The sequence below is a fragment of the Pseudomonas sp. PB106 genome (genome assembly GCF_009764645.1).
In the GTDB taxonomy this organism is placed as follows: domain Bacteria; phylum Pseudomonadota; class Gammaproteobacteria; order Pseudomonadales; family Pseudomonadaceae; genus Aquipseudomonas.
In genome coordinates, this window is the sequence record NZ_RWIM01000024.1 from 1 (window position 1) to 24,153 (window position 24,153).

Consider the following 24,153-nt stretch of genomic DNA (forward strand, 5'->3'; position numbering starts at 1 on the left):
GCCTGCTGCCGCTCCAGCCGCCGCACCGGCTGCTACGCCAGCGAAACCGGGCGCCAAAGTTCACGCCGGCCCAGCCGTGCGTCAACTGGCCCGTGAGTTCGGCGTCGAGCTGAACGCTGTCGGCGCCAGCGGCCCGCACGGTCGCATCCTGAAAGAAGACGTGCAGACTTACGTCAAAGCGATGATGCAGAAGGCCAAGGAAGCACCGGCCGCTGCTGCTGGCGCAACCGGTGGCGCGGGCATCCCGCCGATTCCGGTCGTCGATTTCAGCCGTTTCGGCGAAATCGAAGAAGTGCCGATGACTCGCCTGATGCAGATCGGCGCGTCGAGCCTGCACCGCAGCTGGCTGAACATTCCGCACGTGACTCAGTTCGATTCGGCTGATATCACCGAGCTGGAAGCGTTCCGCGTGGCGCAGAAAGCCGTTGCAGAGAAGGCCGGCGTCAAGCTGACCATCCTGCCGCTGCTGCTCAAGTCGTGCGCGCACATGCTCAAGGAGCTGCCGGACTTCAACAGTTCGCTGGCGCCAAGCGGCAAAGCGATCATCCGCAAGAAGTACGTCAACATCGGCTTCGCCGTCGACACCCCGGATGGCCTGTTGGTACCGGTCATCAAGAACGTCGACCAGAAGAGCCTGTTGCAACTGGCAGCCGAAGCCGCTGCGCTGGCCGCCAAAGCCCGCGACAAGAAGCTGACTGCTGACGACATGCAAGGCGCCTGCTTCACCATTTCCAGCCTCGGCCACATTGGCGGCACCGGCTTCACGCCGATCGTCAACGCGCCGGAAGTGGCGATCCTCGGTGTTTCCAAGGCAACCATCCAGCCAGTCTGGGACGGCAAATCCTTCCAGCCGAAACTGATGTTGCCGCTGTCGCTGTCCTACGATCACCGTGTGATCAATGGCGCCGCTGCCGCACGCTTCACCCAGCGTCTGGGCAGCCTGCTGGCGGACATCCGCACCATCCTGCTGTAATCCCAGGCGGCCCTCCGGCAACGGCGGGCCGCTTGTGTTTCACGTTTTCGAGCGCCACACGCTCGTACCTCAACCCCGTCAGTTTGACGGGGCTTTTTTTTGCCCGAAGAAAACTGATTAGAGATTTATCCCACACGTCGCGCTGATATCGGCCACGACTCTAGTCCAATTCACCCCGATATTTTTATTCATCGCACAACTAATCTTTACACAGCACCGCCAACTAACTTATTGGCGGGCGCCTACAAACTTATTCAACTCCCATTCGAATGGATTCGATATGTTAAAACCGACTGTCGGCCCGATTATTGGCCACACCACAACTAACCATGCACGTATTTTTATTCGCGGAGACAACCAACAGAATGCAACGGTATTTGGCGCCGTGCGCTATCGCCCGTACGGAACACAACAATGGTCGAGAGGCATATTTGCTCGACTGAGCGAATTACGAGACATGTCCGAAGTTCTTGTACTCGACAACTTGAGTGCCGACACTGAATACGAATACCAGGCTGGCTGGTTCAGCCCTATGAATCCGGTGCATACCCCGGACAGCGTTGCCGAATTGCCCCTGCAATGGCCGCGTGAGGTCTACCGCCTGCGTACGCGCTCGAGCAAAGCCATGCAGCCCCGCGCCTACATTGTCGGCTCCTGCCGCTATTTGCGCATGACCGCCGGCATTGCCTCGCTGCCGCGCCTGGGTGACCGGATTTTCACCTCCATCAATCAGTTGATAGAAGGTGCACAACCGCCGGTCAGCGCAGTATTGATGACCGGCGATCAAATCTATGTTGATGACTTGAATGTGATTGCACCGGATCGTGAATACAAAGACATACTCAGCAAATACCGCACAGCGTTCTCCCAGCCCGGCATTCAAAAACTGATGTCGGGAACTTCGACTTACATGATTCTTGACGATCATGAAATAGAAGATAACTGGCCAGCCAAGGCCGCCAAGTCCGACGCAGCGTTATACCGCAACGCCATGGCGGCCTACGAGTTGTATCAGGCCAGTCACAGCCCGGCACATGAACTAACAAACAATAACGCAATAGACCGTTCGAAACTTGCCCACTATTGGTATCAATTCAGCGACGGCGATATCGAATGGTTTGTGACGGACAGTCGTTCTCGGCGCAACTTGTCGGCGGATGACCGGCGCATTCTCGATGAAGAGCAGGAACAGGCGTTACTCAAGTGGCTGATCAACAGTCCAGCGCGGGTCAAATTCGTGGTCACCAGCGTGATGTTCTACCCGGATCGCAAACTGCATGGCGATGACGCGTGGAAAGCCTTTCCGGAACAGCGTCTGCGTCTGCTGGAAACCATTCGCACGCACCGGATCAAGAATGTGCTGTTCGTGTCTGGCGATGTGCATGGCTCGCTGACCGCGCGTCTGCGCCACAGCGAAGACCCAGACTTCGAAGTACACACCATCGTTTCTTCACCGTTGTGCAACAGCAAACTGTTGCCGTACGCCAGGGCGTCGACGTTCATCCTTGATCAGCCGCTGGTGCGCACTGCGGCGGGCGTCTATGCGCATCAATTGACCAGCGAGGTCGTCAGCCAGGACAACTTCGCTTATCTGCTGGTCGAGGCCGGGCAGATTCGGGTCAATTACCATGACCGCGATGGCAAACAGCTGCAATCAATCACCATCCCTTTACGCTAATCCACTTCGGGAAAAAGCCGCTCCGTTGCACAACCGCTCTGGAACGGCACTTTCCCACGCTCGCGGCATTACTTTTCGCCGTTAGCTGGAGAAATGTTCACTGCAGCCGACATATTCTTATAGCACTTGGCCTTCATCTCTCTTGTCAGTCAGTGCCGCAATGATGCAACCTTGCCGCAGGCAACGTTTAAGAGGGCGAGAGCCCGGCGCGTTCAGCATATTTCCAAGCGAGTTCCCTTCATGAAGAGCCAACCCGATGCCGCCAGCCGTATGGCGGCCGAGGTAGTGACGCAGTTGCCTGTGCCCTCGCGGCTCGGCATGCTGCGTTTCGAGCGCTTGAATGAAGCCAGTTGGGCGATGCTCTTTCTCGATCCCAACTGCGAACGCCAGTTTGGCCAACCGGCCGTCGAGCTGTGCGCGCTGGTCGGTTCACCCTACGCCAGCCTGATGGAACCGGAAGCGCGGTATCAACTGCACGACGCGATCCAGCAACAACTGACCGTCAGCCCGCATTATCTGGTGCGTTACACCCTGCACACCCCGGCCGGCGCCTTGAGCATCCTCGAACTCGGCGAAGCCTACAAACAACACAATCGGCATCTGCTGCGCGGCTATCTGCTGGCGGTCGATGACGTGTTCGCCGACGTGCCGCTGCCGCCCTCGGTCGATCTGGAAACCCAGAACTCGCGCCTGCAAATCGCCCTCGAACTGAACCAGCGCGCCCAGCAGGAACAACTGCAGCACCTAGAGCGCGTGCGCGCCCAGCAAGACCTGATTCTGCTGCTCGCCCGTCAGCGCTACAGCACACACAATTCGTTGCAGGAAGCGGCCGAGCTGATCACCCGCTGTGCCTGCGATATCTACGAAATCGACTGCGCCAGCCTGTGGAACCTCGAGGGCCAGCAACTGCTGCCGATTTCGGCGTATCACCGCGCGACCCAGGAATACATACTGCCGGACGTTATCGACGTCAGCACTTTCCCCGATTACATGGAAGCGCTGCACAGCAGCCGTGCCATCGATGCGCACAACGCGATGCGCGACCCACGCACCCGCGAGATGGCCGAAGCCCTGCGCCCGCGCGACGTCAACGCCATGCTCGACGCCAGTATTCGCGTCGACGGCCAGGTGGTCGGCGTGCTGTGTCTTGAGCAGACCGGCGTCACCCGTGCCTGGCAGTCCGATGAAATCGCCTTTGCCGGTGAGCTGGCCGACCAGTTCGCACAAGTCATCAACAATCACAACCGCCGCACCGCCACCAGCGCCCTGCACCTGTTCCAGCGCGCGGTCGAGCAAAGCGCTAACGCGTTTTTGCTGGTCAACTGCGACGGCGTGGTCGAGTACGTCAATCCGAGCTTCACCGCGATCACCCAATACACCACCGAGGAAGTCCACGGTCAGCGTTTGTCCGAGCTGCCGGCTCTGGAAAACCTCAGCGAACTGCTGTTCGACGCGCCCTCGGCGCTGGCGAAGAGCAACAGCTGGCAGGGCGAATTCAAGAGCCGCCGCAAGAACCTCGAACCGTACTGGGGCCAGTTGTCGATTTCCAAGGTGTATGGCGACAACCGTGAGCTGACGCATTACATCGGCATCTACGAAGACATCACCCAGACCAAACTGGCGCAGCAGCGCATCGAGCGTCTGGCCTACACCGACAACTTGACCAACCTCGGCAACCGCCCGGCGTTTATCCGCAATCTGGACGAACGCTTCGCCCGGGATAGCGATACCCCGATCAGCCTGCTGCTGGTCGACATCGACAACTTCAAGCGGATCAACGACAGCCTCGGCCACCAGACCGGCGACAAACTGCTGATCAGCCTGGCCCGGCGTCTGCGCAACAGCTTGAGCCCGAGTGGCAGCCTCGCGCGTTTCGCCAGTAACGAATTTGCCGTGCTGCTTGACGAGACCGATCTTGCGACTGGTCAGAAAATCGCCAACCAATTGCTGGCGACCCTCGACAAGCCGATGTTCGTCGACAACCAGTTGATCAGCGTCACCGGCTCCGTGGGCCTGGCCTGCGCGCCGCTGCACGGTCGTGATCCGCAGACCCTGATGCGTAACGCCGGTTTGGCGCTGCACAAAGCCAAGGCCAACGGCAAACATCAGGTACAAGTCTTCACCGAGGCGCTGAACGCCGAGGCCAGCTACAAGCTGTTCGTCGAGAACAACCTGCGCCGCGCCCTGACCCAAAACGAGCTGGACGTGTTCTATCAGCCGAAGCTGTGCCTGCGCAGCGGTCGCTTGCTGGGGATGGAAGCGCTGTTGCGCTGGAACCACCCGGAACGCGGCATGATCCGCCCGGACCAGTTCATCAGCGTGGCCGAAGAAACCGGCCTGATCATTCCGATCGGCAAGTGGATTGCGCGTCAGGCCTGCCGCATGAGCAAATCGCTCACCGCCGCCGGTATGGGCAATCTGCAAGTGGCGATCAACCTGTCGCCAAAACAGTTCTCCGACCCTGATCTGGTGGCTTCCATCGCCAACATCCTCAAGGAAGAAGCGCTGCCGGCCCACCTGCTCGAACTGGAACTGACCGAAGGCCTGCTGCTGGAAGCCACGGAAGACACCCACTTGCAGCTCGATCAGCTCAAGCGTCTCGGGCTGACGCTGGCCATGGACGACTTCGGCACCGGCTATTCGTCGCTCAGCTATCTGAAGAAATTCCCGATCGACATCATCAAGATCGATCGCAGCTTCATCCACGAAATCCCCGACAACCAGGACGACATGGAAATCACCTCCGCAGTGATCGCCATGGCGCACAACCTGAAACTCAAGGTCGTGGCCGAAGGCATCGAGACCGCCGAGCAACTGGCGTTTCTGCGCCGTCATCGTTGCGACGTTGGCCAAGGCTACCTGTTCGACCGGCCGATCCCCGGCGGCGAGCTGATCCAGGCGCTGAAGCGCTACCCGCGCGGCCCGCTCTGCCTCTGACCCCCCCGCCGCCCTCTCATGTAGGAGCTGCCGAAGGCTGCGATCTTTTGATCCTGTTTTTTAAAGACAAGATCAAAAGATCGCAGCCTGCGGCAGCTCCTACATTGGATAGTGCGAAGTCGGGCATCATTGGGCACACTGGCGGTCTGACTTTTTACATCCACCCTGACTGAGAGGAACGATCATGGTTCTGCGCTCGGAAATTCTGGTGAACAAAAACGTGCTCCCGACTAAAGAACAAGCTCTGCCCGGCCGCGAAACTGCGATGACCCTGCCTGAAAAGCACTTCGTCTTCGAAGAAACCCCATTGCTTGGCCCGTTTTTCCAGGACGTTGATTTTGCGATCTTCGGACTGGGTTGCTTTTGGGGCGCCGAGCGCCGCTTCTGGCAGCGTGAAGGTGTGGTCAGCACGGTCGTGGGTTACGCCGGCGGCTACACGCCGAACCCGACCTACGAAGAAGTCTGCTCGGGCCTGACCGGCCACGCTGAAGTGGTGCTGGTGGTGTATGACAAGGCCAAAGTCAGCTACGAAGAGCTGCTGGCGATGTTCTGGGAACTGCACAACCCGACGCAGGGCATGCGCCAAGGCAATGACATCGGCACACAGTACCGCTCGGTGATCTACGCGACTTCGCCAGAGCATCTGGACGCGGCGCTGAAGAGCAAAGCGACCTATCAGGCTGAACTGTCGAAGGCAGGCCTGGGTGAAATCAGCACCGTCATTGAACAGGCACCGACCGTGTACTTCGCCGAGGCGTATCACCAGCAGTACCTGGCGAAGAATCCTGAGGGTTACTGCGGGATTGGCGGCACCGGCGTGTGCATGCCACCGAGTCTGGCGAGTAACTGACCCCACCGGCCGATCGTTCCCACGCTCTGCGTGGGAATGCAGCCCGGGACGCTCCGCGTCCCAACTGCAGACGCAGAGCGTCCATTGAGGCATTCCCACGCAGAGCGTGGGAACGATCACTGTAGGAGCTGCCGCAGGCTGCGATCTTTTGATCTTGCCGTTGATCAGCTCTCTGCAATCAACCAGTCCATCTGCCAGCCGCCCTGGGTCTGCCCAAGCTTCTTCGACAACCACGGCAGCAACTCGCGCAACTCTTCCTCCAGCCCCCACGGCGGATTGGCAATCGCCATGCCCGAACCGTTCAGGCTGTTCGGCGTATCCAGCGGATGCACCAGCAGTTCCACGCGCAGCAACTTCGGCGCGCCCGTGCCAGCCAAATCCTGATAGAAACGCCGCAACGCGCGCTGATCCTTCACCGGATACCAGATCGCCGCCACGGTCTGGCGCATCCGGCCAATCGCCTCTTTTAACGACGCCGCGCAACGCTGCATCTCGTCGAGCTGTTCGAACGGCGGGTCGATCAACATCACCGCACGCTTCTCCTGCACCGGCAACATCGCCCGGGCGACGTGCCAGCCCTCGCCCAGATGCACCTTGACCCGACGATCACCGGCCATGTTGTCCTTGAGCAGGACGCCGTCTTCCGGGTGCTTCTCGTTGAGCATCACCCGATCCTGCGGCCGGGTCAGACGCCGCGCCAGCTCCGGCGAGCCCGGGTAATAGCGCAACTGGCCATCCGGGTTCATCTCGTGCAGCACCTTCATGTAGTCGGCGGTCAGCACCGGCAAGTCCGGCTGATCCCACAAGCGCGCGATGCCTTCCAGGTACTCGCCGGTGCGATTGGCCTGATCGCCCTGCAAGTCATACAGACCGATGCCGGCGTGCGTGTCGAGATAGGCAAACGGCTGCTCCTTGCGCGACATCAGGGCGATGAGGCGGGTCAAGGTCAGGTGTTTGAACACATCGGCGTGATTGCCGGCATGGAAGGCGTGACGATAATTCATGGCTGCTCCTGCGAAGGGCGCAAAGTTTACCTTTTACCGCGCGGCAAGTCAGGGGTTCGCAGCCGAGCGGCTTTCCCGTGCACTGATCGTTCCCTCGCTCTGCGTGGGAACGATCATCTATCGGCAGCGCGTGCCCCATGTAGGAGCTGCCGCAGGCTGCGATCTTTTGCTTTTTCAGGCGGGCATGCTGCTCAGGCGTTTGCCGATGACATCGAGCACATCACAGCCGTCGCGCAGGGGGATTGCGCAGAGCATGGCGAAGTCGCTGAGGATGATGGAGTCGCATTCGACCGAGCCGCGCATGCACATGTTTTCCAGGACCTGGACCACGGCGCGGATGCGGTAGTTGGCGGCGTCCATAAGGATGTCGAGGGGCACGTGGGTGTCGACGAACAGGGTGGGCATGTCGCTGCAATTGCCGGTCAGGGCCATGAAGCGGTTGTCGGGATGGGGAATGATTTTTTCGTAAGGTGGATCGGGTTTAAGCGTCGCCATATCAATTGCACCTCAATAGGTTAAATGAGCCTGCCAATGACCTTCCTACAGGTTTGGGTGGCAGCCGTACGCGAGAGTAGGAAACTGAGAAACCCACCAAACTCAGCTACGCCGAAGCGTTCCCGCGCACAGCCGCCGCGAAAGATATTACGGGCACGAATTTAAGTGCCGTAATCAAACGTCGTCGTTGATGCACGGTGAATTTGTCAGGGTTCCTACACCCGCCTCCACTCTCGCAGTGACAACCAAAAGACTATCCCTGCAACCCATCGCCCACCAGTTCATGAAAACCGCCGCAACTCGAAGGAATCGTCCGAGACCTTCGCCCCGAAAACTCACTCTGACTCTGCCAGCAAAAACGCCAACAATACCGAATGCGAGGATTCTTCCGACATTGCCTCCTGAAAAAACCGCCTGACCTTGCAGCGCAAAACCGCCTCGGGGAACGCCTCGAACACACCCGGTGCTTCTTCGCTCAACCACTGCATCGCATTGGCCGTTCGAACCTCATCGCCCTGCTGCGCCAGCAGCGATTCCGGTACTTGCCACCAAGGGAATGTCCGCGCAGATACCTGCGCCCTTCCACCGATTTGCAAGGCCTGACCATTGATCAAGCAACGCGCAATCACCGGGAATATCTGCGCCGCATCCACTTCATCGGACTGCATAATCGGCAACATAAACCGCCCGTCCCAGAAGCGAAAAAACACCGTTTTACCGTCCGGCATCAGCACTTGAGTCAGGCTGCGAAAGTGCGCCACCACCTCTTCAAGCGTTGCCGTAGAGACCGCCAGCCAACCCCAGTCCCGCGACTCGCTGGTCGCCACCCAATCGAGAAACTCACTGTCGGCAGCGACAATTCCCACAAAGGGCATCACCGCATCCCACTCGGCGTAGATCGTCTCCGCCCAGATCGGACTCGGCGAGCCCAGCACAGGGTTGGCGTCGCTGGCATTACTGAAGATCGCGAACAGTTGCTCTGTCGGTTTCAGCGGTTCCTGCGCCAGCCACACGCGGGGGTCGAGAACATCAGGCTGCACAAACACCGTCCTTGCAACGCTCACACTCTTCGCAGAACGGCGCGTCGCTTTTAAGACTCATGATTTGTGCGGCGGTGAGCATGGCCGCCGGCGCAGCGGCCAGCTTCTCCGGCAACCCCGGCACCACCGGCGCCGCACTCATCGCGGCCATCGGCGCACCACCGACGACAATCGGCACGCTGCTGAAAATCCCGCCCGGACCGATGTTGATCCACTGCCCGCCGGCCTGAATCGTTGCACTCGCGCCGCCATCGATCACCACTTGCTGGCCGGCACTGAGATGGATTTGCGCACTGGCGTTGAGCGCCTGGCTGCTCACGCGAATATGCTGATCGCCGGCCACCGTCAGATGATCATCCTGCTTCACTTCGGTCTGCCGCTGACCATGGGTGATGCGTTGTTCATCGGCTTTCAATTCATGTCGCGCGGTGCCGGTAACGACGATGCTGCGCTGGTTGTCGACCTGCACCTGTTGGTCGTTCAACACATGCTGCGTCCAGTTGCGCTGGGCGCGCAGGTAGATTTCCTCGGCGCCTTTCTTGTCCTCGATGCGCAACTCGTTGTAGCCGCCACCGCCGGGGCTGCTCTGACTGCGGAAAATGCTGCGGGTCTTGTCCGCCGGCAGATCCAGCGGCACCGGTGTCGCGGCGTTGGGCAGGCAACCCATGACTAAAGGTTTGTCGGCATCGGCATCGATGAAACCGACCAGCACTTCCATGCCGACCCGTGGAATCAACACGCTGCCGTAACGATCATGGGCCCAACCGCTGGCGACGCGCAGCCAGCAACTGGAATGTTCGTTCAACTCACCGTCGCGATCCCAGGCCAGTTGCACCTTGACCCGGCCATACTCGTCGCAGTGGATTTCGGAATCGTTCGGGCCGGTGACGACCGCTGGCTGATAACCGAGCATGCGCGGTTTTTCCCGCCCCAGCGCCGGACGAAAGAACACCGCCCACGGAGTGGCGCGAAAGGTATTACGGTAACCCTGGAATCCTTCCCCATCACTGGTGACCGATTCCTCCAGCACTTGCGGCTGTCGGCCGTGGTGTTCGACCGTGGTCAGCAGCCACAGGTCGTTCCAGTCGTTACGCGGATGGTCGATCAATTGCAGGAAATGTCCGCAAACCAGTGCGGATTCGTCGCTGATGCCTTCTGCCTGACGGTAATCGGCGACATGTCGCTCAAGCGCTCTGTGCGCGAGGTGCTTGCCGGTTTCACGATCGTTGAATTGGCCGGGGAAGTGATAGTCCTCCAGCACCGGGCGCTGCTCGCCGTCGACACGGCTTTCCAATTGCAGTCGCGGCTTGATGAAGTTGTAGTCACGCCGGGTCACCACGCTGGTGCGGGTTTCCACGCGAACATTGAAACGCTTGATCGCCGGCGCGCCACCGGCCATGCCGCTGCCCGGCAAATACAACGTCGGCTCGGCGAGGCGAGGAAACACCGTCTGATCATCGCCGAACACCAATACATGTGCTTCGGGGCTGTGCTGGAAGTGGTAATGAATGCCGACCTCGGCACACAGCCGCTGAATGAACGCCAGATCACTCTCGGCGTACTGCACGCAATATTCACGTGGTGGGTATTCACTGCCGAGACGGAATTCAAAAGCATCGCGCAGGATGGAGTGATCCTTGAGCACCTGCGCAACAATCTGTGGAACCGTCAAATGCTGGAAAATCCGCTGATTGATGCGGTGCGCGAGGTACGTCAGACGCGGGACAAGGCTGAGGTGATAACGCGTCAGACGTTTCCCGGAATCGCCCTGCCCGACCTGATAAATCTGACCGTGAACGCCGGAACCGTCGGCGTCGAAACTCAGAAACGCCTGACAATGCAGCAGGCTTTCGAGATCCAGATCAGGACGCTCACTGACCAGTTCCAGCTCGAAACGAAACGGTTGGCTGATGGCTTCCTTGCCCGTGAACTCAAGGACTTTGAGGTCATGCTGGGCGCCTTCGAGGGTCAACGTGAAACGCGGTTGATTGGCAGGCGCGAACATCCGATGTCTCTCTGCAGTGTGAGGGCGGGCGATTCTGCATGAGGGGCAAGCGCTGATGAGTGGGTGATGGAAAAATCAGATTTGCCCTACTTCTATTGTCGAAAAACCCTGCAAAAACCGGCGCCTTCGACTACAGACAAATCCGAACAAACACCACAAAACCCTGTGGGAGCTGGCTTGCCAGCGATGAGGTCGGCACATTCAACTTATTCATTGACTGATGCACCGCCATCGCTGGCAAGCCAGCTCCCACAGGTTTCTCCAGTGTCCGCAAGAAATCACAGGCACAAAAAAACGGCCCGCCTCCTTGTAGGAAACGGGCCGTTTTCGTGTGAGCCGAAGCTCAGCGCATTACTTGTTCAGATTGAAATCTTTTTCCGCTGCTTCGAAGCGTTCGACCATGCCGCGAGTCGGTTCGCCCGCCTTGCTGACAAAGTAGATCGCCAGGCTGGCGAAGATGAAGCCCGGGATGATTTCGTACAGACCCAGCAGTTCGAAATGCTTCCAGACCACCACGGTGACTGCACCGACGATGATGCCGGCCAGTGCGCCGTTGCGGGTCATGTCTTTCCAGATAACCGAGATCAGTACAACCGGACCGAACGCAGCACCGAAACCAGCCCAGGCGTAGGACACCAGGCCCAGCACGCGGTTTTCCGGGTTGGCGGCCAGGCCAATGGCGATCAGGGCAACCAGCAGAACCATCGCGCGGCCAACCCACACCAGTTCGACCTGGGAAGCGGATTTACGCAGGAAGGTTTTGTAGAAGTCTTCGGTCAGGGCGCTCGAGCACACCAGCAACTGGCAGCTCAGGGTGCTCATGACGGCAGCCAGAATGGCCGACAGCAGGACACCGGCAACCCATGGGTTGAAGAGAATCTTGGCCAGTTCGATGAACACACGCTCAGGGTTCTCGGTGACTGCACCCGCCACTTCCGGGTGCGCCGAGAAGTAAGCGATACCGAAGAAGCCCACTGCCACGGTGCCGCCCAGGCACAGGATCATCCAGGTCATGGAGATGCGACGTGCCTTGGCAATCGACTTCACCGAGTCCGCCGCCATGAAACGCGCGAGGATGTGCGGCTGACCGAAGTAGCCCAGACCCCAGCCCATCAGCGAGATGATGCCGATGAAAGTGGTGCCTTTAAGCATGTCGAAGTTGCTTGGATCTTGTGCTTCGATGGCGAGGAACGTGGTGTCGACGCCGCCGGTAGCCAGCAGGACGATGATCGGCGTGAGGATCAGCGCGAAAATCATCAGTGTCGCTTGTACGGTGTCGGTCCAGCTCACGGCCAGGAAACCACCGATAAAGGTGTAGGCAATCGTCGCCGCAGCACCGGCCCACAGCGCGGTCTCGTAGGACATGCCGAAGGTGCTTTCGAACAGACGGGCACCGGCCACGATGCCGGAAGCGCAGTAGATGGTGAAGAACACCAGAATCACGATCGCCGAAATGATCCGCAGCAGACCGCTTTTGTCTTCAAAACGGCTGGCGAAATAGTCCGGCAAAGTCAGGGCGTCGCCGTTGTGCTCGGTCTGCACGCGCAGACGGCCGGCAACGAACAGCCAGTTCAGGTAGGCACCGATGACCAGACCGATGGCGATCCAGCTTTCGGACAGACCGGACATGTAGATGGCGCCCGGCAGGCCCATCAACAACCAGCCGCTCATGTCGGAGGCACCGGCAGACAGCGCGGTGACGACGCTGCCGAGGCTGCGACCACCGAGAATATAGTCAGAAAGGTTGTTGGTGGAGCGATAGGCCATCAAGCCGATCAGCACCATTGCTGCGATGTAGATCACGAACGTGATCAGGGTTGGATTGCTTACGCTCATTGAGTTACGCCCTGGCTTTGTTTTTATGTAGCGGCGGTGGTGAACCGCTCGCAAACGACGACGTTTGGCAGACGATCCGGAATCCCGCGCATTTAGGACTGATGTTTCCCCAGGAAAGCCATCAGCCGGTGCGCCGGATTATTTCCGGTTGCACCTTGGGCGCGAATGCTATGCAACAAATCAAATAAGGTGCAACCAGTTTCGTGAGAATTAGTTGCACCTAGTCGGATTTATCGACAATCACCGCGTTTTTGCTCCCTTTTGTGGCAGTCATGGCCCTTTGCTAGAAGCAAAAGCACCAAGCAGGAGCAGCACTCTCGTACCAGAAAATAATTCCTGACGAGCTGCCTATTATTCCGACAAAAAAAGGGTTGCACCCGGTTGCACCTCGTTCAGCGCACGGCTAATCTTGCGGCCAGCTGATGCCACGCAACTGTGGCAACCATGAGGATAAAAATATGGCTACCACCACCCTTGGGGTCAAACTCGATGACCCGACCCGCGAGCGCCTGAAGGCTGCCGCAACCTCGATTGATCGCACGCCGCACTGGCTGATCAAGCAGGCAATTTTCAATTACCTGGAAAAACTCGAGGGTGGTGCAACCCTGACCGAGCTGAACGGTTTGACCGCCAAGGACGCCGATGAGGCGGGCGAAGTCCACACCGATCACGCCCACCAATGCTTCCTCGAATTCGCTGAAAGCATCCTGCCGCAATCCGTTCTGCGCGCCTCGATCACCGCCGCTTACCGTCGCCCGGAGCCGGAAGTCGTGCCGATGCTGATCGAGCAGGCTCGCCTGCCAGCACCGATGGCCGAAGCCACCAACAAGCTCGCCGCTTCCATCGCGGAAAAACTGCGCAACCAGAAAAGTGCCGGCGGTCGTGCAGGCATTGTTCAGGGTCTGCTGCAGGAATTTTCCCTGTCGTCCCAGGAAGGCGTGGCGCTGATGTGCCTGGCCGAAGCGCTGCTGCGTATCCCGGACAAGGGCACTCGCGATGCGCTGATCCGCGACAAGATCAGCACCGGCAACTGGCACCCGCACTTGGGCAACAGCCCGTCGCTGTTCGTCAACGCGGCCACTTGGGGCCTGCTGCTGACCGGCAAACTGGTCTCGACGCACAACGAAGCCGGCCTGACGTCGTCCTTGAGCCGCATCATCGGCAAGAGCGGCGAGCCGATGATTCGCAAGGGCGTCGACATGGCTATGCGCCTGATGGGCGAGCAGTTCGTCACCGGCGAAACCATCGCCGAAGCCCTGGCCAACGCGAGCAAGTTCGAAGCCAAGGGTTTCCGTTATTCCTACGACATGCTCGGTGAAGCAGCGCTGACCGAGCACGACGCGCAGAAGTACCTGGCGTCGTACGAACAAGCCATCCACTCGATCGGCAAAGCCTCCCACGGTCGTGGGATTTATGAAGGCCCGGGCATCTCCATCAAGCTCTCGGCACTGCACCCGCGTTACAGCCGCGCGCAGTACGAGCGTGTGATGGACGAGTTGTACCCGCGCCTGCTGTCGCTGACCCTGCTGGCTAAGCAATACGATATCGGCCTGAACATCGACGCCGAAGAAGCCGACCGTCTCGAACTGTCGCTGGATCTGCTGGAGCGCCTGTGCTTCGAGCCGCAACTGACTGGCTGGAACGGCATCGGTTTCGTTATCCAGGCTTACCAGAAGCGTTGCCCGTATGTGATCGACTACGTGATCGATCTGGCCCGTCGCAGCCGTCATCGCCTGATGATCCGTCTGGTGAAAGGCGCGTACTGGGACAGCGAAATCAAGCGCGCCCAGGTCGAAGGCCTGGAAGGCTATCCGGTCTACACCCGCAAGGTGTACACCGACGTTTCCTACATCGCTTGCGCACGCAAACTGCTGTCGGTGCCGGAAGTCATCTACCCGCAGTTCGCCACGCACAACGCCCATACCCTGTCGGCCATTTACCACATTGCCGGTCAGAACTATTACCCGGGGCAGTACGAATTCCAGTGCCTGCACGGCATGGGCGAACCGCTCTACGAGCAGGTTGTAGGCAAAGTTTCCGAGGGTAAGCTGAACCGTCCGTGCCGTGTGTACGCTCCGGTCGGTACTCACGAAACCCTGCTGGCGTACCTCGTGCGTCGCTTGCTGGAAAACGGCGCGAACACTTCGTTCGTTAACCGTATCGCCGACCAGTCGATTTCGATTCAGGAACTGGTGGCCGATCCAGTGGCGCAGATCGAGCAGATGGCAACCGTGGAAGGGGGTTTCGGCCTGCCGCACCCGCGTATTCCGTTGCCGCGTGACCTGTACGGTGCTGAGCGCGCCAACTCTAGCGGCATCGACATGGCCAACGAACATCGTCTGGCTTCGCTGTCCTGCGCCTTGCTCGCCACCGCGCACACCGACTGGAAAGCCGCGCCGATGCTCGGTTGCGCCTCCAGCAACGAAACACCGGCAGCCGTTCTGAACCCGTCGGATCACCGTGATGTGGTCGGTCACGTGCAGGAAGCCACCGTCGAAGACGTCGACAACGCGATTCAATGCGCACTGAACGCTGCACCGATCTGGCAGGCCACCCCGCCGGCCGAACGTGCGGCGATTCTGGAACGTGCCGCTGACTTGATGGAAGGCGAGATCCAGCCGCTGATGGGCCTGTTGGCTCGTGAAGCCGGCAAGACCTACGCCAACGCCATCGCCGAAGTCCGCGAAGCGGTCGACTTCCTGCGTTATTACGCGGTGCAGGCGCGCAACGATTTCAGCAACGACGCCCACCGCCCTCTGGGTCCGGTGGTGTGCATCAGCCCGTGGAACTTCCCGCTGGCAATCTTCAGCGGCCAAGTCGCCGCCGCACTGGCTGCCGGTAACCCGGTATTGGCCAAACCGGCTGAGCAAACTCCGCTGGTCGCCGCTCAGGCCGTGCGCTTGCTGCTCGAAGCCGGGATCCCGGAAGGCGTGCTGCAATTGCTGCCGGGTCGCGGTGAAACCGTCGGCGCTGGTCTGGTCGGTGATGAGCGCGTCAAAGGCGTGATGTTCACCGGTTCCACCGAAGTCGCGCGCCTGCTGCAACGCAACATCGCTGGCCGTCTCGACAGCCAGGGCCGTCCGATTCCGCTGATCGCCGAAACCGGTGGCCAGAACGCAATGATCGTCGACTCCTCGGCATTGACCGAACAAGTCGTGATCGACGTGGTGTCGTCGGCCTTCGACAGCGCGGGTCAGCGTTGCTCGGCGCTGCGGGTACTGTGCCTGCAGGAAGATTCCGCTGATCGCGTCATCGAAATGCTCAAAGGTGCCATGGCCGAAAGCCGTCTCGGCAACCCGGAGCGCCTGTCCGTGGACATCGGCCCGGTGATCGACGCCGAGGCCAAGGCTGGCATCGACAAGCACATCCAGGGCATGCGCGACAAAGGTCGCACCGTGTATCAAGTGGCTATCGCCGATACCGAAGAAGTCAAACGCGGCACCTTCGTCATGCCGACCCTGATCGAGCTGGAAAGCTTCGACGAGCTGCAACGCGAGATCTTCGGCCCGGTGCTGCACGTGGTGCGCTACAAGCGCAAAGAGATCGACCAACTGATCGGCCAGATCAATGCTTCCGGTTATGGCCTGACGCTGGGCGTGCACACCCGCATTGACGAGACCATCGCCAAGGTGATCGACAACGTCAACGCCGGTAACGTCTACGTCAACCGCAACATCGTCGGTGCCGTGGTCGGCGTGCAGCCGTTCGGCGGCGAAGGCCTGTCGGGTACTGGCCCGAAAGCCGGTGGCCCGCTGTACCTGTACCGTTTGCTGGCGACACGTCCTACCGATGCCATCGAACAATCCTTCGCTCGTGGTGATGCCGTTATCGCCCCGGACGTTCGTTTGCGCGACGCCATGAGCAAGCCGCTGAACGCCCTGAAAGCCTGGGCTGAAAGCAACAAATACGCTGACCTGAGCACGCTGTGCGTGCAGTACGCGGCGCAATCGCAAAGCGGCATCACCCGCGTGCTGGCCGGCCCGACCGGTGAGAAAAACAGCTACGCGATCCTGCCGCGTGAGCATGTGCTGTGCCTGGCGGAAGTTGAAGGTGATCTGCTGACCCAACTGGCTGCGGTATTGGCCGTAGGCGGTTCGGCAGTGTGGCCAGAGTCCGACATCAGCAAGGCATTGTTCGCACGCTTGCCGAAGGAAATTCAGGCGCGGATCAAACTGGTTGCCGACTGGAACAAGGACGACGTGGTATTTGATGCGGTTCTGCATCACGGCCACTCCGACCAGTTGCGCGGCGTTTGCCAGCAGATTGCCAAGCGTGCCGGTGCGATTGTTGGGGTTCAGGGCTTGTCCCAGGGCGAGACCAACATTGCGCTGGAGCGTCTGGTGATTGAGCGGGCGTTGAGCGTTAACACTGCGGCGGCGGGTGGTAATGCCAGCCTGATGACGATCGGCTAATACCGATAAACCGGGCACCTGCATAGATGCCCGGCATAGCAACAATCCCTGTGGGAGCTGGCTTGCCAGCGATAGCGATGTGTCAGTCACCATTAATATTGACTGATCTGCCGCCATCGCTGGCAAGCCAGCTCCCACAGTGTTTTGGGGTGTTTGTTAAGTCGGCGCGCGGCTCTAACATCACGCCCATCAATCTTCCTGTTCAGCCTGTATCAGCACGCCTTAGACTCGGCCCAACCCCAATTTCAGGTAGGCCGCCATGTCCGAGACGCTGCTCAGTTCCCGCAATCTGGCTTTCGAGCTGTATGAAGTCCTTGATGCCGAGGGCCTGACCCGGCGTGAGCGCTTTGCCGAACACAACCGCGAGACCTTCGACGCCGCCATCGGCACCGCGCGCAACATCGCCGAAAAGTACTTCGCCCCGCACAACCGCAAGGGCGACGAGAACGAGCCGCGCTATGAAGACGGTAAGGCGCTTCTGATTCCCGAAGTGAAACCGGCGGTGGATGCCTTTCTTGAGGCCGGATTCCTCAACGCCGCGAGAAGTTTCGAAGACGGCGGCATGCAACTTCCTACGCTGCTGTCGCAAGCCTGTTTTGCGCATTTCCAATCGGCCAATGCGGCCTCGACTTCGTACCCGTTCCTGACCATGGGCGCGGCGAACCTGATTGAAAGCTTTGGTACTGACGAGCAGAAGCAACGCTTTTTGCAGCCAATGATCGACGGACGCTTCTTCGGCACCATGGCGCTGACCGAGCCGCATGCCGGTTCGTCGCTGTCGGATATTCGTACACGCGCCGAGCCAGCGTCCGACGGCACCTATCGCCTCAAGGGCAACAAGATCTTCATCTCCGGCGGCGATCACCCGCTCTCGGAAAACATCGTGCACATGGTCTTGGCCAAACTGCCGGACGCGCCGCCAGGAGTGAAAGGCATTTCGCTGTTCATCGTGCCGAAGTTTCTGGTCAACGATGACGGCAGCCTCGGTGAGCGCAATGACGTGCTGCTGGCCGGGCTGTTCCACAAGATGGGCTGGCGCGGCACCACCTCCACAGCGCTGAACTTCGGCGATAATGGCGAGTGTGTCGGCTATCTGGTAGGCAAGCCGCATCATGGCTTGAGCTACATGTTCCAGATGATGAACGAGGCGCGGATCGGCGTCGGCATGGGCGCGGTAATGCTTGGTTATGCCGCCTACCTGTATTCGCTGGAGTACGCTCGCGAGCGTCCGCAGGGTCGCGTACCCGACAGCAAAGACCCCAGCACCGCGCCAGTGGCGATCATTCAGCACGCGGACGTCAGACGCATGCTGCTGACGCAAAAATCCTACGTCGAAGGTGCTTTTGACCTCGGCTTGTATGCGGCGCGGCTGTTCGATGACACCACCACACTGGAAACCGAAGCCGAGCGCAAACAAGCCCACGAGTTGCTGGATCTGCTGACCCCCATCGTCAAATCCTGGCCCTCGGAGTTCTGCCTGAAAGCCAACGAACTGGCGATCCAGATTCTTGGTGGTCACGGTTACACCCGCGAATACCCGGTGGAACAGTACTACCGCGACAACCGCTTGAACCCGATCCACGAAGGCACTCACGGCATTCAGTCGCTGGACTTGCTCGGGCGCAAACTGGCGCAGAACGGTGGCGCGGGGCTCAAGCAACTGATTCGTCTGATCGCCAACACCGCTGAGCGCGCAACGGCGTACGAATCGCTGACGGCGTTGCGTGAGCCGCTAGAGCAACTGGTGGCACGCCTGCAAACGGTGACCATTGGTTTGCTGACCGATCTGGGGCAAGGCAAGGTCAACAGCAGCCTGGCGAATTCGGCGTTGTACCTGAAAGTGTTCGGGCACACGGCGATCGGCTGGCGCTGGCTGGAACAGGCGATTCGCGCCGAGGAAGGGTTGGCCAAGGGCAATGCGGCGGATGCTGATTTCTATAAAGGCAAGTTGCAGGCGGCGCGGTATTTCCTGACGTGGGAAGTGCCGGGTTGCCACCATGAACTGGCGTTGCTGGAGGCGCGGGATGATACGTGCCTGGCGATGCAGGATGCGTGGTTCTGATCCGAATCATGCGTAGTGGCTGATGCCGTCTTCGCGGGCAAGCCCGCTCCCACAGGGTTCGGTGGTGTTCACACATCATATGAACCGCCGCAATACCTGTGGGAGCGGGCTTGCCCGCGAAGGGGCCCGAACTGACGACACATCAACTCAACTTGAACCCACCCATCTGCCGCGCCAAATCATCCGCCAACTTCTGCAACATCTGACAATCCTCCCGACACGCCCGAACCTCCCCCGCCGTTGCCCGCGCCAGATCGGAAATGCCCTGCACATTGCGGTTGATCTCTTCGGTCACCGCCGACTGCTCTTCCGTCGCTGTCGCCACTTGGTGGTTCATGTCGCTGATACGTTCAACCTGCCCGGTAATCGCCGTCAACGACGCCCCGGTGCGCTGACTCGACTCAACCCCGGTGCCCGTCGCAGCCTGACCGGTGCGCATCGACGACACGGCGTTTTCCGCGCCTTGCTTGAGGCTGCCGATCATCTGTTGAATCTCGTCAGTGGATGCCTGGGTGCGGCGCGCCAACGTGCGCACTTCATCCGCGACGACGGCGAAACCTCGGCCCATGTCACCAGCCCGTGCCGCTTCAATAGCAGCGTTGAGCGCCAACAGGTTGGTCTGCTCGGACACCCCGCGAATCACCGCCAACACCGAGTCGATCGACGCCACTTGATGCGCCAACTCACCCACCGCGCCCGCCGCCACGCCAATTTCATCGGACATGCTTTCAATATGCCGAATCGAGCCACCGACCACTTCCCGCGCCTGCATCGCTTCATCCCGCGCGGTTTGCGAGGCGAGTGCGGCGTTGCCGGCGTTCTGCGCGATTTCCTGCACGGTCAGGCCCATCTCGTGGACGGCCGTGGCGACCATGTCGGTCATTTCCTGCTGACGGCCGGAACGCTCGGCGGTGTTCTCCACCACTTTCGCCACTTGCCCCACGGCGGTGCGCAGACGTTCGCTGGTGGTCAACACTTCGCCGATCATCCCGCGCTGACTGTCGAGGAAACGGTTGAAGCCGCGAGCGAGGTCGCCCAACTCATCGGCGCGGCTGGAATCTAACCGGTGGGTCAAATCTCCACCACCGCTACCGATTGCTACCAGCGCCGCTGTTACTTGGCGAATCGGTCGCACCAGACCTTGTGCCAGCCACACCACCAAGGCGAGGCACACCAGCGCCACGGCCAGACCGATGCCGCCGCTCATCCACATCGCTTTGCGCGCTTCGGCGTAGATCTGCGACTGCGGTACTTCGGCCACCAGGGTCCAGCCTAAATCGCGCAAAGGCAGGCTGAAGGCGAGAAAGTCTTCTCCGTCCCGCTGGAAGTTGCTGCTGACGGCATTTTTTTGACCGAGGACAGTCTGTGCAGCTGAGGCACCTATCTGCTCCGTAAGCGTGCGTTTACCACTGAATTGCGCCTCGGGATGCACCTGAATCAAACCGTCGGAACGCACCAGATAGACCTTGCCGCGCTCACCAAAGCTGAAGTTGTGGATCAGCTCCGACAGCTCTTTCATGCTCAGCCCGAGCCCCGCCACGCCGACCACTTTGCCGGCCTGCTCGACCTTCAGGTCGATGAACAATGCCAACTCTCCGGTGGCCCCGTCGTTGTCGATGTTCAGGGTGCGCGGCTGATTGCTGTCGAGGAAAGAATAGAACCAGGCATCGGCCGGTTTGGAACGGCTGAGGGTGCGATCCAGGCCTTTTTCGGTGATGTAATGATTGGATTCAGTGCCGATGATCAACGCAGTAAACGCTTTGTGTTCGGCGCGGATGCCTTCCAGATACTGCGCGAAGCCAGCCGTTTTGCTGCCGTCCTCTCCCGAGGCCAGCCAGTCGCGGACCATGGTGTTGCTGGCAATGTCTTTGGCGGCGGTAAGCGGCTGGACGAGGATGCGTTCGATGTCGTTGCGCGTCGCTTCGATGCTCGACGGCAGGGCTTGTTCGACCAGATAGCTCTGGGCGAGGCGGTTGACCACCAGGGTATAAATGCCAACCACGATCAGAATGCTGACCAGCAGGGCGGTGCCCATGCTGAGAATCAGCTGCCATTGAATACTGCGTCGCCACAACTGCATGGAGCACCCCCAAAGAATAAGTGGCGGAAGCAATGCAACAGCCGTGCCGATTGTATACAACCCGATCGACAATCTATTCTTTGGTTGTGCGCAACCCCATCAACCCTGATTGATGGTCTTGGCGATGGTGTCGACCGTGGCGCTGACTTGCTCTTGGTAACGGTCGAGTTCTTCCTGATGCAGCTTCTTCATTTCGATCTGCTGCGAGCACAGATTCATCGCGGCCAGCACCAGCAAGCGGTCACCGATCAGCGTCGGGTATTTGCGTTTGGTGTCGGCCAACGCGGCTTTGAGCATCAGTGCCGCGTCCAGCAGGGTCTGTTCTTCCCCGGCCGGTGCCTTGATCGAATAGTCCTCCCCGAGAATGGAGATGACTTTTACCCCTGCTGTCTGGTGGTTCATGCGCTGACCGGACCTGCATTGACGCGATCAACCAGGGCTTGAATGCGTGCAGCGGTGGCGCCGTGCTTTTCTTCCTGCTCCATCAGGTTCAGTTGCAGGCTTTCGTTTTCATCCTTGGCCTGAGCCAGTTCCGTGGACAGGTTCTGGTTGGTTTGTGCGAGGGTCTGGTTTTGCTGCACCAGGTCGCTGACGAGCTGTTCCAATTGGCTGAGGGATGCTTCCAACATTTTGATCTTCCAGGCGTTTTTCAAAGGGCGCGTACGATAAAGAAAAGTCACCACAGATGCCAGGGTTAAACCGGCGCAAGGCCTTGATTTTCCTGGTGGGCGACCGTTCTCGCGAGTTTAAAAGACTGTGATTTGCCGATCTTGTTCCTGCACTTCGTCGCCGGACGGCCGCTGCGACAAATGCGCACATGAACTAAAGAGTTCATTGGCCCGACCGATAAGTCATCCAACAGCAGTTTCAGCCCGCATGGACGCGGCCCTTCTCGGTATCCAGTCCATGTCCCTTCGCAATATGAATATCGCCCCTCGGGCGTTCACCGGTTTCGCCCTGATCGGCGGCCTGATGTTGATTCTCGGCGTCTTCGCCTTGAACCAGATGAGCAAAATCCGTGCGGCCGGCGAAGACATCGCCACCGCCAGCGTGCCGTCGATCAAAGCCCTCGATGAGTTCACCCAACTGACTCTACGTCTGCGCGTACTGTCCTATCGCTTGCTGATCAACCGCGAAGCGGACGTGCAGCAGAAAACCATGGACCTGTTCGACATGCGCAACCGGCAGATCGCCGACGCCCAACGCGCCTACGAACCCCTGATCGACGGCCCGCAGGAACGCGCAGCTTACGAGCAGTACGTGCAGTTGCTGGCGCAATACCGTCAGCTTGAAGACCGCATGAAAACCCTGTCGCGCAACAATCAGGTCGACGAGTTGCGGCAGATGCTCAACAGCGATTTGCTGGCCAACTCCGAAGCGGTGAACACGGCGCTGGCGCGTTTGCTGGAGATCAACACCCAACAGATTGCCGAGACTGATCAAGGCGCGTCGGAACAATATTCGCTGTCGTTCAATCTGGTGGTGACCCTTCTGGTCATCGCTACCGGCCTGACCTTTCTGTTCGCCTGGCTGCTGACGGTCAGCATCACTCAGCCAATTTCCAAAGCACTGGACGCTGCGGAAACCATCGCTGAAGGCAACCTGACCCAGCCGATCCATGTCGATGGCTCGGACGAAGCCGGACGCCTGCTGGCGGCCATGGCCAAGATGCAAGCGAAACTGCGCGACACCTTGCAGCGTATTTCCGGTTCGGCCACGCAACTGGCTTCCGCCGCTGAAGAGCTGAACAGTGTCACCGACGAGAGCGCTCGCGGCCTGACGCAGCAGAACAACGAAATCGAGCAAGCAGCCACAGCGGTCAATGAAATGACCAGCGCTGTCGAAGAAGTCGCGCGCAACGCCGTGAGCACGTCGGAAGCGTCGAAGAACGCCACCACTTCGGCGGGCGACGGTCGTGATCTGGTGCAGGAAACGGTCAGCGCCATCGAACGCATGAGCGCTGATGTGCAGAGCACGGCGTCGTTGATTGGTGATCTGGCCAATGAATCCCGTGACATCGGCAAAGTGCTGGACGTGATTCGCGGTCTGGCGGATCAAACCAACCTGTTGGCACTGAACGCTGCCATTGAAGCGGCACGCGCCGGTGAGGCCGGTCGTGGTTTTGCCGTGGTGGCCGACGAGGTTCGCGCCCTCGCGCACCGTACCCAGCAGTCGACCAGCGAAATCGAGCGAATGATCGGCAGCATTCAGAGCGGCACCGAACACGCCGTGGATTCGATGCGCAACAGCACCGAGCGCGCCGAGTCGACGCTGAACATCGCCCGTGGCGCCGGCATGTCGCTGGACACCATCAACACCGCCATCGTCGAGATCAACGAGCGCAACCTGGTGATCGCCAGCGCCGCTGAAGAGCAGGCGCAAGTGGCGCGGGAAGTGGATCGCAACCTGGTGAACATTCGTGACCTGTCGGTGCAATCGGCGACCGGGGCGAATCAGACCAGTGCGGCGAGCAACGAGCTGTCGCGCCTGGCGCTGGACCTGAACAACATGGTTGGGCGATTTAGCCTCTAAAAAACAAAAGATCGCAGCCTTCGGCAGCTCCTACATGGGATTGATGTGCACCCTGTTGGATCGTTCCCACGGTTTGCGTGGTAATGCAGAGCGTGGGAACGATCAGCACCCTGTAGGAGCCGCCGCAGGCTGCGATCCTTTGATCTTGAAAAAAGCTTTTTGACAGCATCACATTTCAACAGGTTAGAATCGCTGGCACGCAGACTGCATGGTCAGTTTGTGCCCGTCTTTATGCTTCTGGAGTACTGC

At 59.7% G+C, this 24,153-nt stretch carries 15 protein-coding genes and 1 pseudogene; 8 read left to right on the top strand and 8 right to left on the bottom strand.

Annotated features, from left to right (window positions below; all coding sequences use genetic code 11):
- From EJA71_RS04540 to msrA, 4 genes are all read left to right on the top strand, one after another.
- Positions 1–973: 2-oxo acid dehydrogenase subunit E2 (locus EJA71_RS04540; protein WP_178113652.1), on the top strand; the 973-nt coding region annotated here is incomplete at its 5' end.
- 280 nt (positions 974–1,253) lie between these two features.
- On the top strand, positions 1,254–2,651 hold the full coding sequence (locus EJA71_RS04545) for an alkaline phosphatase D family protein (RefSeq protein WP_158954671.1): 1,398 nt from the start codon (positions 1,254–1,256) through the stop codon (positions 2,649–2,651).
- Positions 2,652–2,891: 240 nt separating this feature from the next.
- The gene (locus tag EJA71_RS04550; protein WP_158954673.1) at positions 2,892–5,588 is read left to right on the top strand and encodes a bifunctional diguanylate cyclase/phosphodiesterase; all 2,697 of its coding nucleotides are present in this window, start codon (positions 2,892–2,894) and stop codon (positions 5,586–5,588) included.
- A gap of 184 nt (positions 5,589–5,772) precedes the next feature.
- The gene (gene msrA, locus EJA71_RS04555; protein ID WP_158954675.1) at positions 5,773–6,438 is read left to right on the top strand and encodes a peptide-methionine (S)-S-oxide reductase MsrA; all 666 of its coding nucleotides are present in this window, start codon (positions 5,773–5,775) and stop codon (positions 6,436–6,438) included.
- 164 nt (positions 6,439–6,602) lie between these two features.
- On the opposite strand, the gene EJA71_RS04560 is transcribed toward msrA, so the two are convergent.
- The 5 genes from EJA71_RS04560 to putP all read right to left on the bottom strand — a co-directional run bounded on the left by EJA71_RS04560 (position 6,603) and on the right by putP (position 12,818).
- A complete protein-coding gene (locus EJA71_RS04560; protein WP_158954677.1) occupies positions 6,603–7,442 on the bottom strand; it encodes a 23S rRNA (adenine(2030)-N(6))-methyltransferase RlmJ in 840 nt (279 codons plus the stop codon).
- Positions 7,443–7,616: 174 nt separating this feature from the next.
- On the bottom strand, positions 7,617–7,937 hold the full coding sequence (locus tag EJA71_RS04565) for a hypothetical protein (RefSeq protein WP_158954679.1): 321 nt from the start codon (positions 7,935–7,937) through the stop codon (positions 7,617–7,619).
- A gap of 335 nt (positions 7,938–8,272) precedes the next feature.
- Positions 8,273–8,977, bottom strand: a complete 705-nt coding sequence (locus tag EJA71_RS04570; RefSeq protein WP_158954681.1) for a DUF4123 domain-containing protein — start codon at positions 8,975–8,977, stop codon at positions 8,273–8,275.
- Positions 8,967–10,982 (bottom strand): type VI secretion system tip protein VgrG, encoded by a 2,016-nt coding sequence (locus EJA71_RS04575; protein WP_158954683.1) that lies wholly within the window; start codon positions 10,980–10,982, stop codon positions 8,967–8,969. Before EJA71_RS04575 ends, EJA71_RS04570 begins: the two co-directional genes overlap by 11 nt.
- Positions 10,983–11,333: 351 nt before the next feature.
- The gene (gene putP, locus EJA71_RS04580) at positions 11,334–12,818 is read right to left on the bottom strand and encodes a sodium/proline symporter PutP (protein ID WP_158954685.1); all 1,485 of its coding nucleotides are present in this window, start codon (positions 12,816–12,818) and stop codon (positions 11,334–11,336) included.
- A 458-nt stretch (positions 12,819–13,276) separates the two neighbouring features.
- Between putP and putA the strand changes: the two genes are divergently transcribed.
- Together putA and EJA71_RS04590 are read left to right on the top strand one after the other, a co-directional pair.
- Positions 13,277–17,230, top strand: a complete 3,954-nt coding sequence (putA, locus tag EJA71_RS04585) for a trifunctional transcriptional regulator/proline dehydrogenase/L-glutamate gamma-semialdehyde dehydrogenase (RefSeq protein WP_158954687.1) — start codon at positions 13,277–13,279, stop codon at positions 17,228–17,230.
- Positions 17,231–17,489: 259 nt separating this feature from the next.
- Positions 17,490–19,292 (top strand): acyl-CoA dehydrogenase, encoded by a 1,803-nt coding sequence (locus tag EJA71_RS04590; RefSeq protein WP_158954689.1) that lies wholly within the window; start codon positions 17,490–17,492, stop codon positions 19,290–19,292.
- A gap of 142 nt (positions 19,293–19,434) precedes the next feature.
- Here EJA71_RS04590 and EJA71_RS04595 read toward each other — a convergent pair whose 3' ends face one another.
- The 3 genes from EJA71_RS04595 to EJA71_RS04605 form a co-directional block, all read right to left on the bottom strand.
- Entirely contained in the window at positions 19,435–21,372 is a 1,938-nt protein-coding gene (locus tag EJA71_RS04595) for a methyl-accepting chemotaxis protein (protein ID WP_158954691.1), read from the bottom strand.
- A 99-nt stretch (positions 21,373–21,471) separates the two neighbouring features.
- Positions 21,472–21,774, bottom strand: coding sequence for a cell division protein ZapA (locus tag EJA71_RS04600; RefSeq protein ID WP_158954693.1), 303 nt, complete (start codon positions 21,772–21,774; stop codon positions 21,472–21,474).
- Positions 21,771–22,001 carry a hypothetical protein gene (locus tag EJA71_RS04605; RefSeq protein WP_008077586.1) on the bottom strand — a complete coding sequence of 77 codons (231 nt, stop codon included), beginning with the start codon at positions 21,999–22,001 and terminating at the stop codon, positions 21,771–21,773. Before EJA71_RS04605 ends, EJA71_RS04600 begins: the two co-directional genes overlap by 4 nt.
- 292 nt (positions 22,002–22,293) lie before the next feature.
- Here EJA71_RS04605 and EJA71_RS27725 point away from each other — a divergent pair.
- Positions 22,294–23,049: pseudogene (locus EJA71_RS27725) on the top strand (MCP four helix bundle domain-containing protein); the annotation flags it as partial.
- Positions 23,041–23,904: a methyl-accepting chemotaxis protein gene (locus tag EJA71_RS27730; protein WP_371925622.1), complete on the top strand. Its 864-nt coding sequence runs from the start codon at positions 23,041–23,043 to the stop codon at positions 23,902–23,904. The pseudogene EJA71_RS27725 and the gene EJA71_RS27730, both read left to right, overlap by 9 nt.
- The last annotated feature ends 249 nt before the right edge of the window (positions 23,905–24,153 follow it).

Excerpts from the sequence above, each read along its gene's own strand:
- EJA71_RS27730 (WP_371925622.1), top strand. The coding sequence starts at position 23,041 with ATGCAAGCGAAACTGCGCGACACCTTGCAGCGTATTTCCGGTTCGGCC.
- EJA71_RS04565 (WP_158954679.1), bottom strand. The coding sequence starts at position 7,937 with ATGGCGACGCTTAAACCCGATCCACCTTACGAAAAAATCATTCCCCAT.
- putA (WP_158954687.1), top strand. The coding sequence starts at position 13,277 with ATGGCTACCACCACCCTTGGGGTCAAACTCGATGACCCGACCCGCGAG.
- putP (WP_158954685.1), bottom strand. The coding sequence starts at position 12,818 with ATGAGCGTAAGCAATCCAACCCTGATCACGTTCGTGATCTACATCGCA.
- EJA71_RS04575 (WP_158954683.1), bottom strand. The coding sequence starts at position 10,982 with ATGTTCGCGCCTGCCAATCAACCGCGTTTCACGTTGACCCTCGAAGGC.
- msrA (WP_158954675.1), top strand. The coding sequence starts at position 5,773 with ATGGTTCTGCGCTCGGAAATTCTGGTGAACAAAAACGTGCTCCCGACT.
- EJA71_RS04545 (WP_158954671.1), top strand. The coding sequence starts at position 1,254 with ATGTTAAAACCGACTGTCGGCCCGATTATTGGCCACACCACAACTAAC.
- EJA71_RS04605 (WP_008077586.1), bottom strand. The coding sequence starts at position 22,001 with ATGTTGGAAGCATCCCTCAGCCAATTGGAACAGCTCGTCAGCGACCTG.
- EJA71_RS04595 (WP_158954691.1), bottom strand. The coding sequence starts at position 21,372 with ATGCAGTTGTGGCGACGCAGTATTCAATGGCAGCTGATTCTCAGCATG.
- EJA71_RS04560 (WP_158954677.1), bottom strand. The coding sequence starts at position 7,442 with ATGAATTATCGTCACGCCTTCCATGCCGGCAATCACGCCGATGTGTTC.
- EJA71_RS04600 (WP_158954693.1), bottom strand. The coding sequence starts at position 21,774 with ATGAACCACCAGACAGCAGGGGTAAAAGTCATCTCCATTCTCGGGGAG.
- EJA71_RS04550 (WP_158954673.1), top strand. The coding sequence starts at position 2,892 with ATGAAGAGCCAACCCGATGCCGCCAGCCGTATGGCGGCCGAGGTAGTG.
- EJA71_RS04590 (WP_158954689.1), top strand. The coding sequence starts at position 17,490 with ATGTCCGAGACGCTGCTCAGTTCCCGCAATCTGGCTTTCGAGCTGTAT.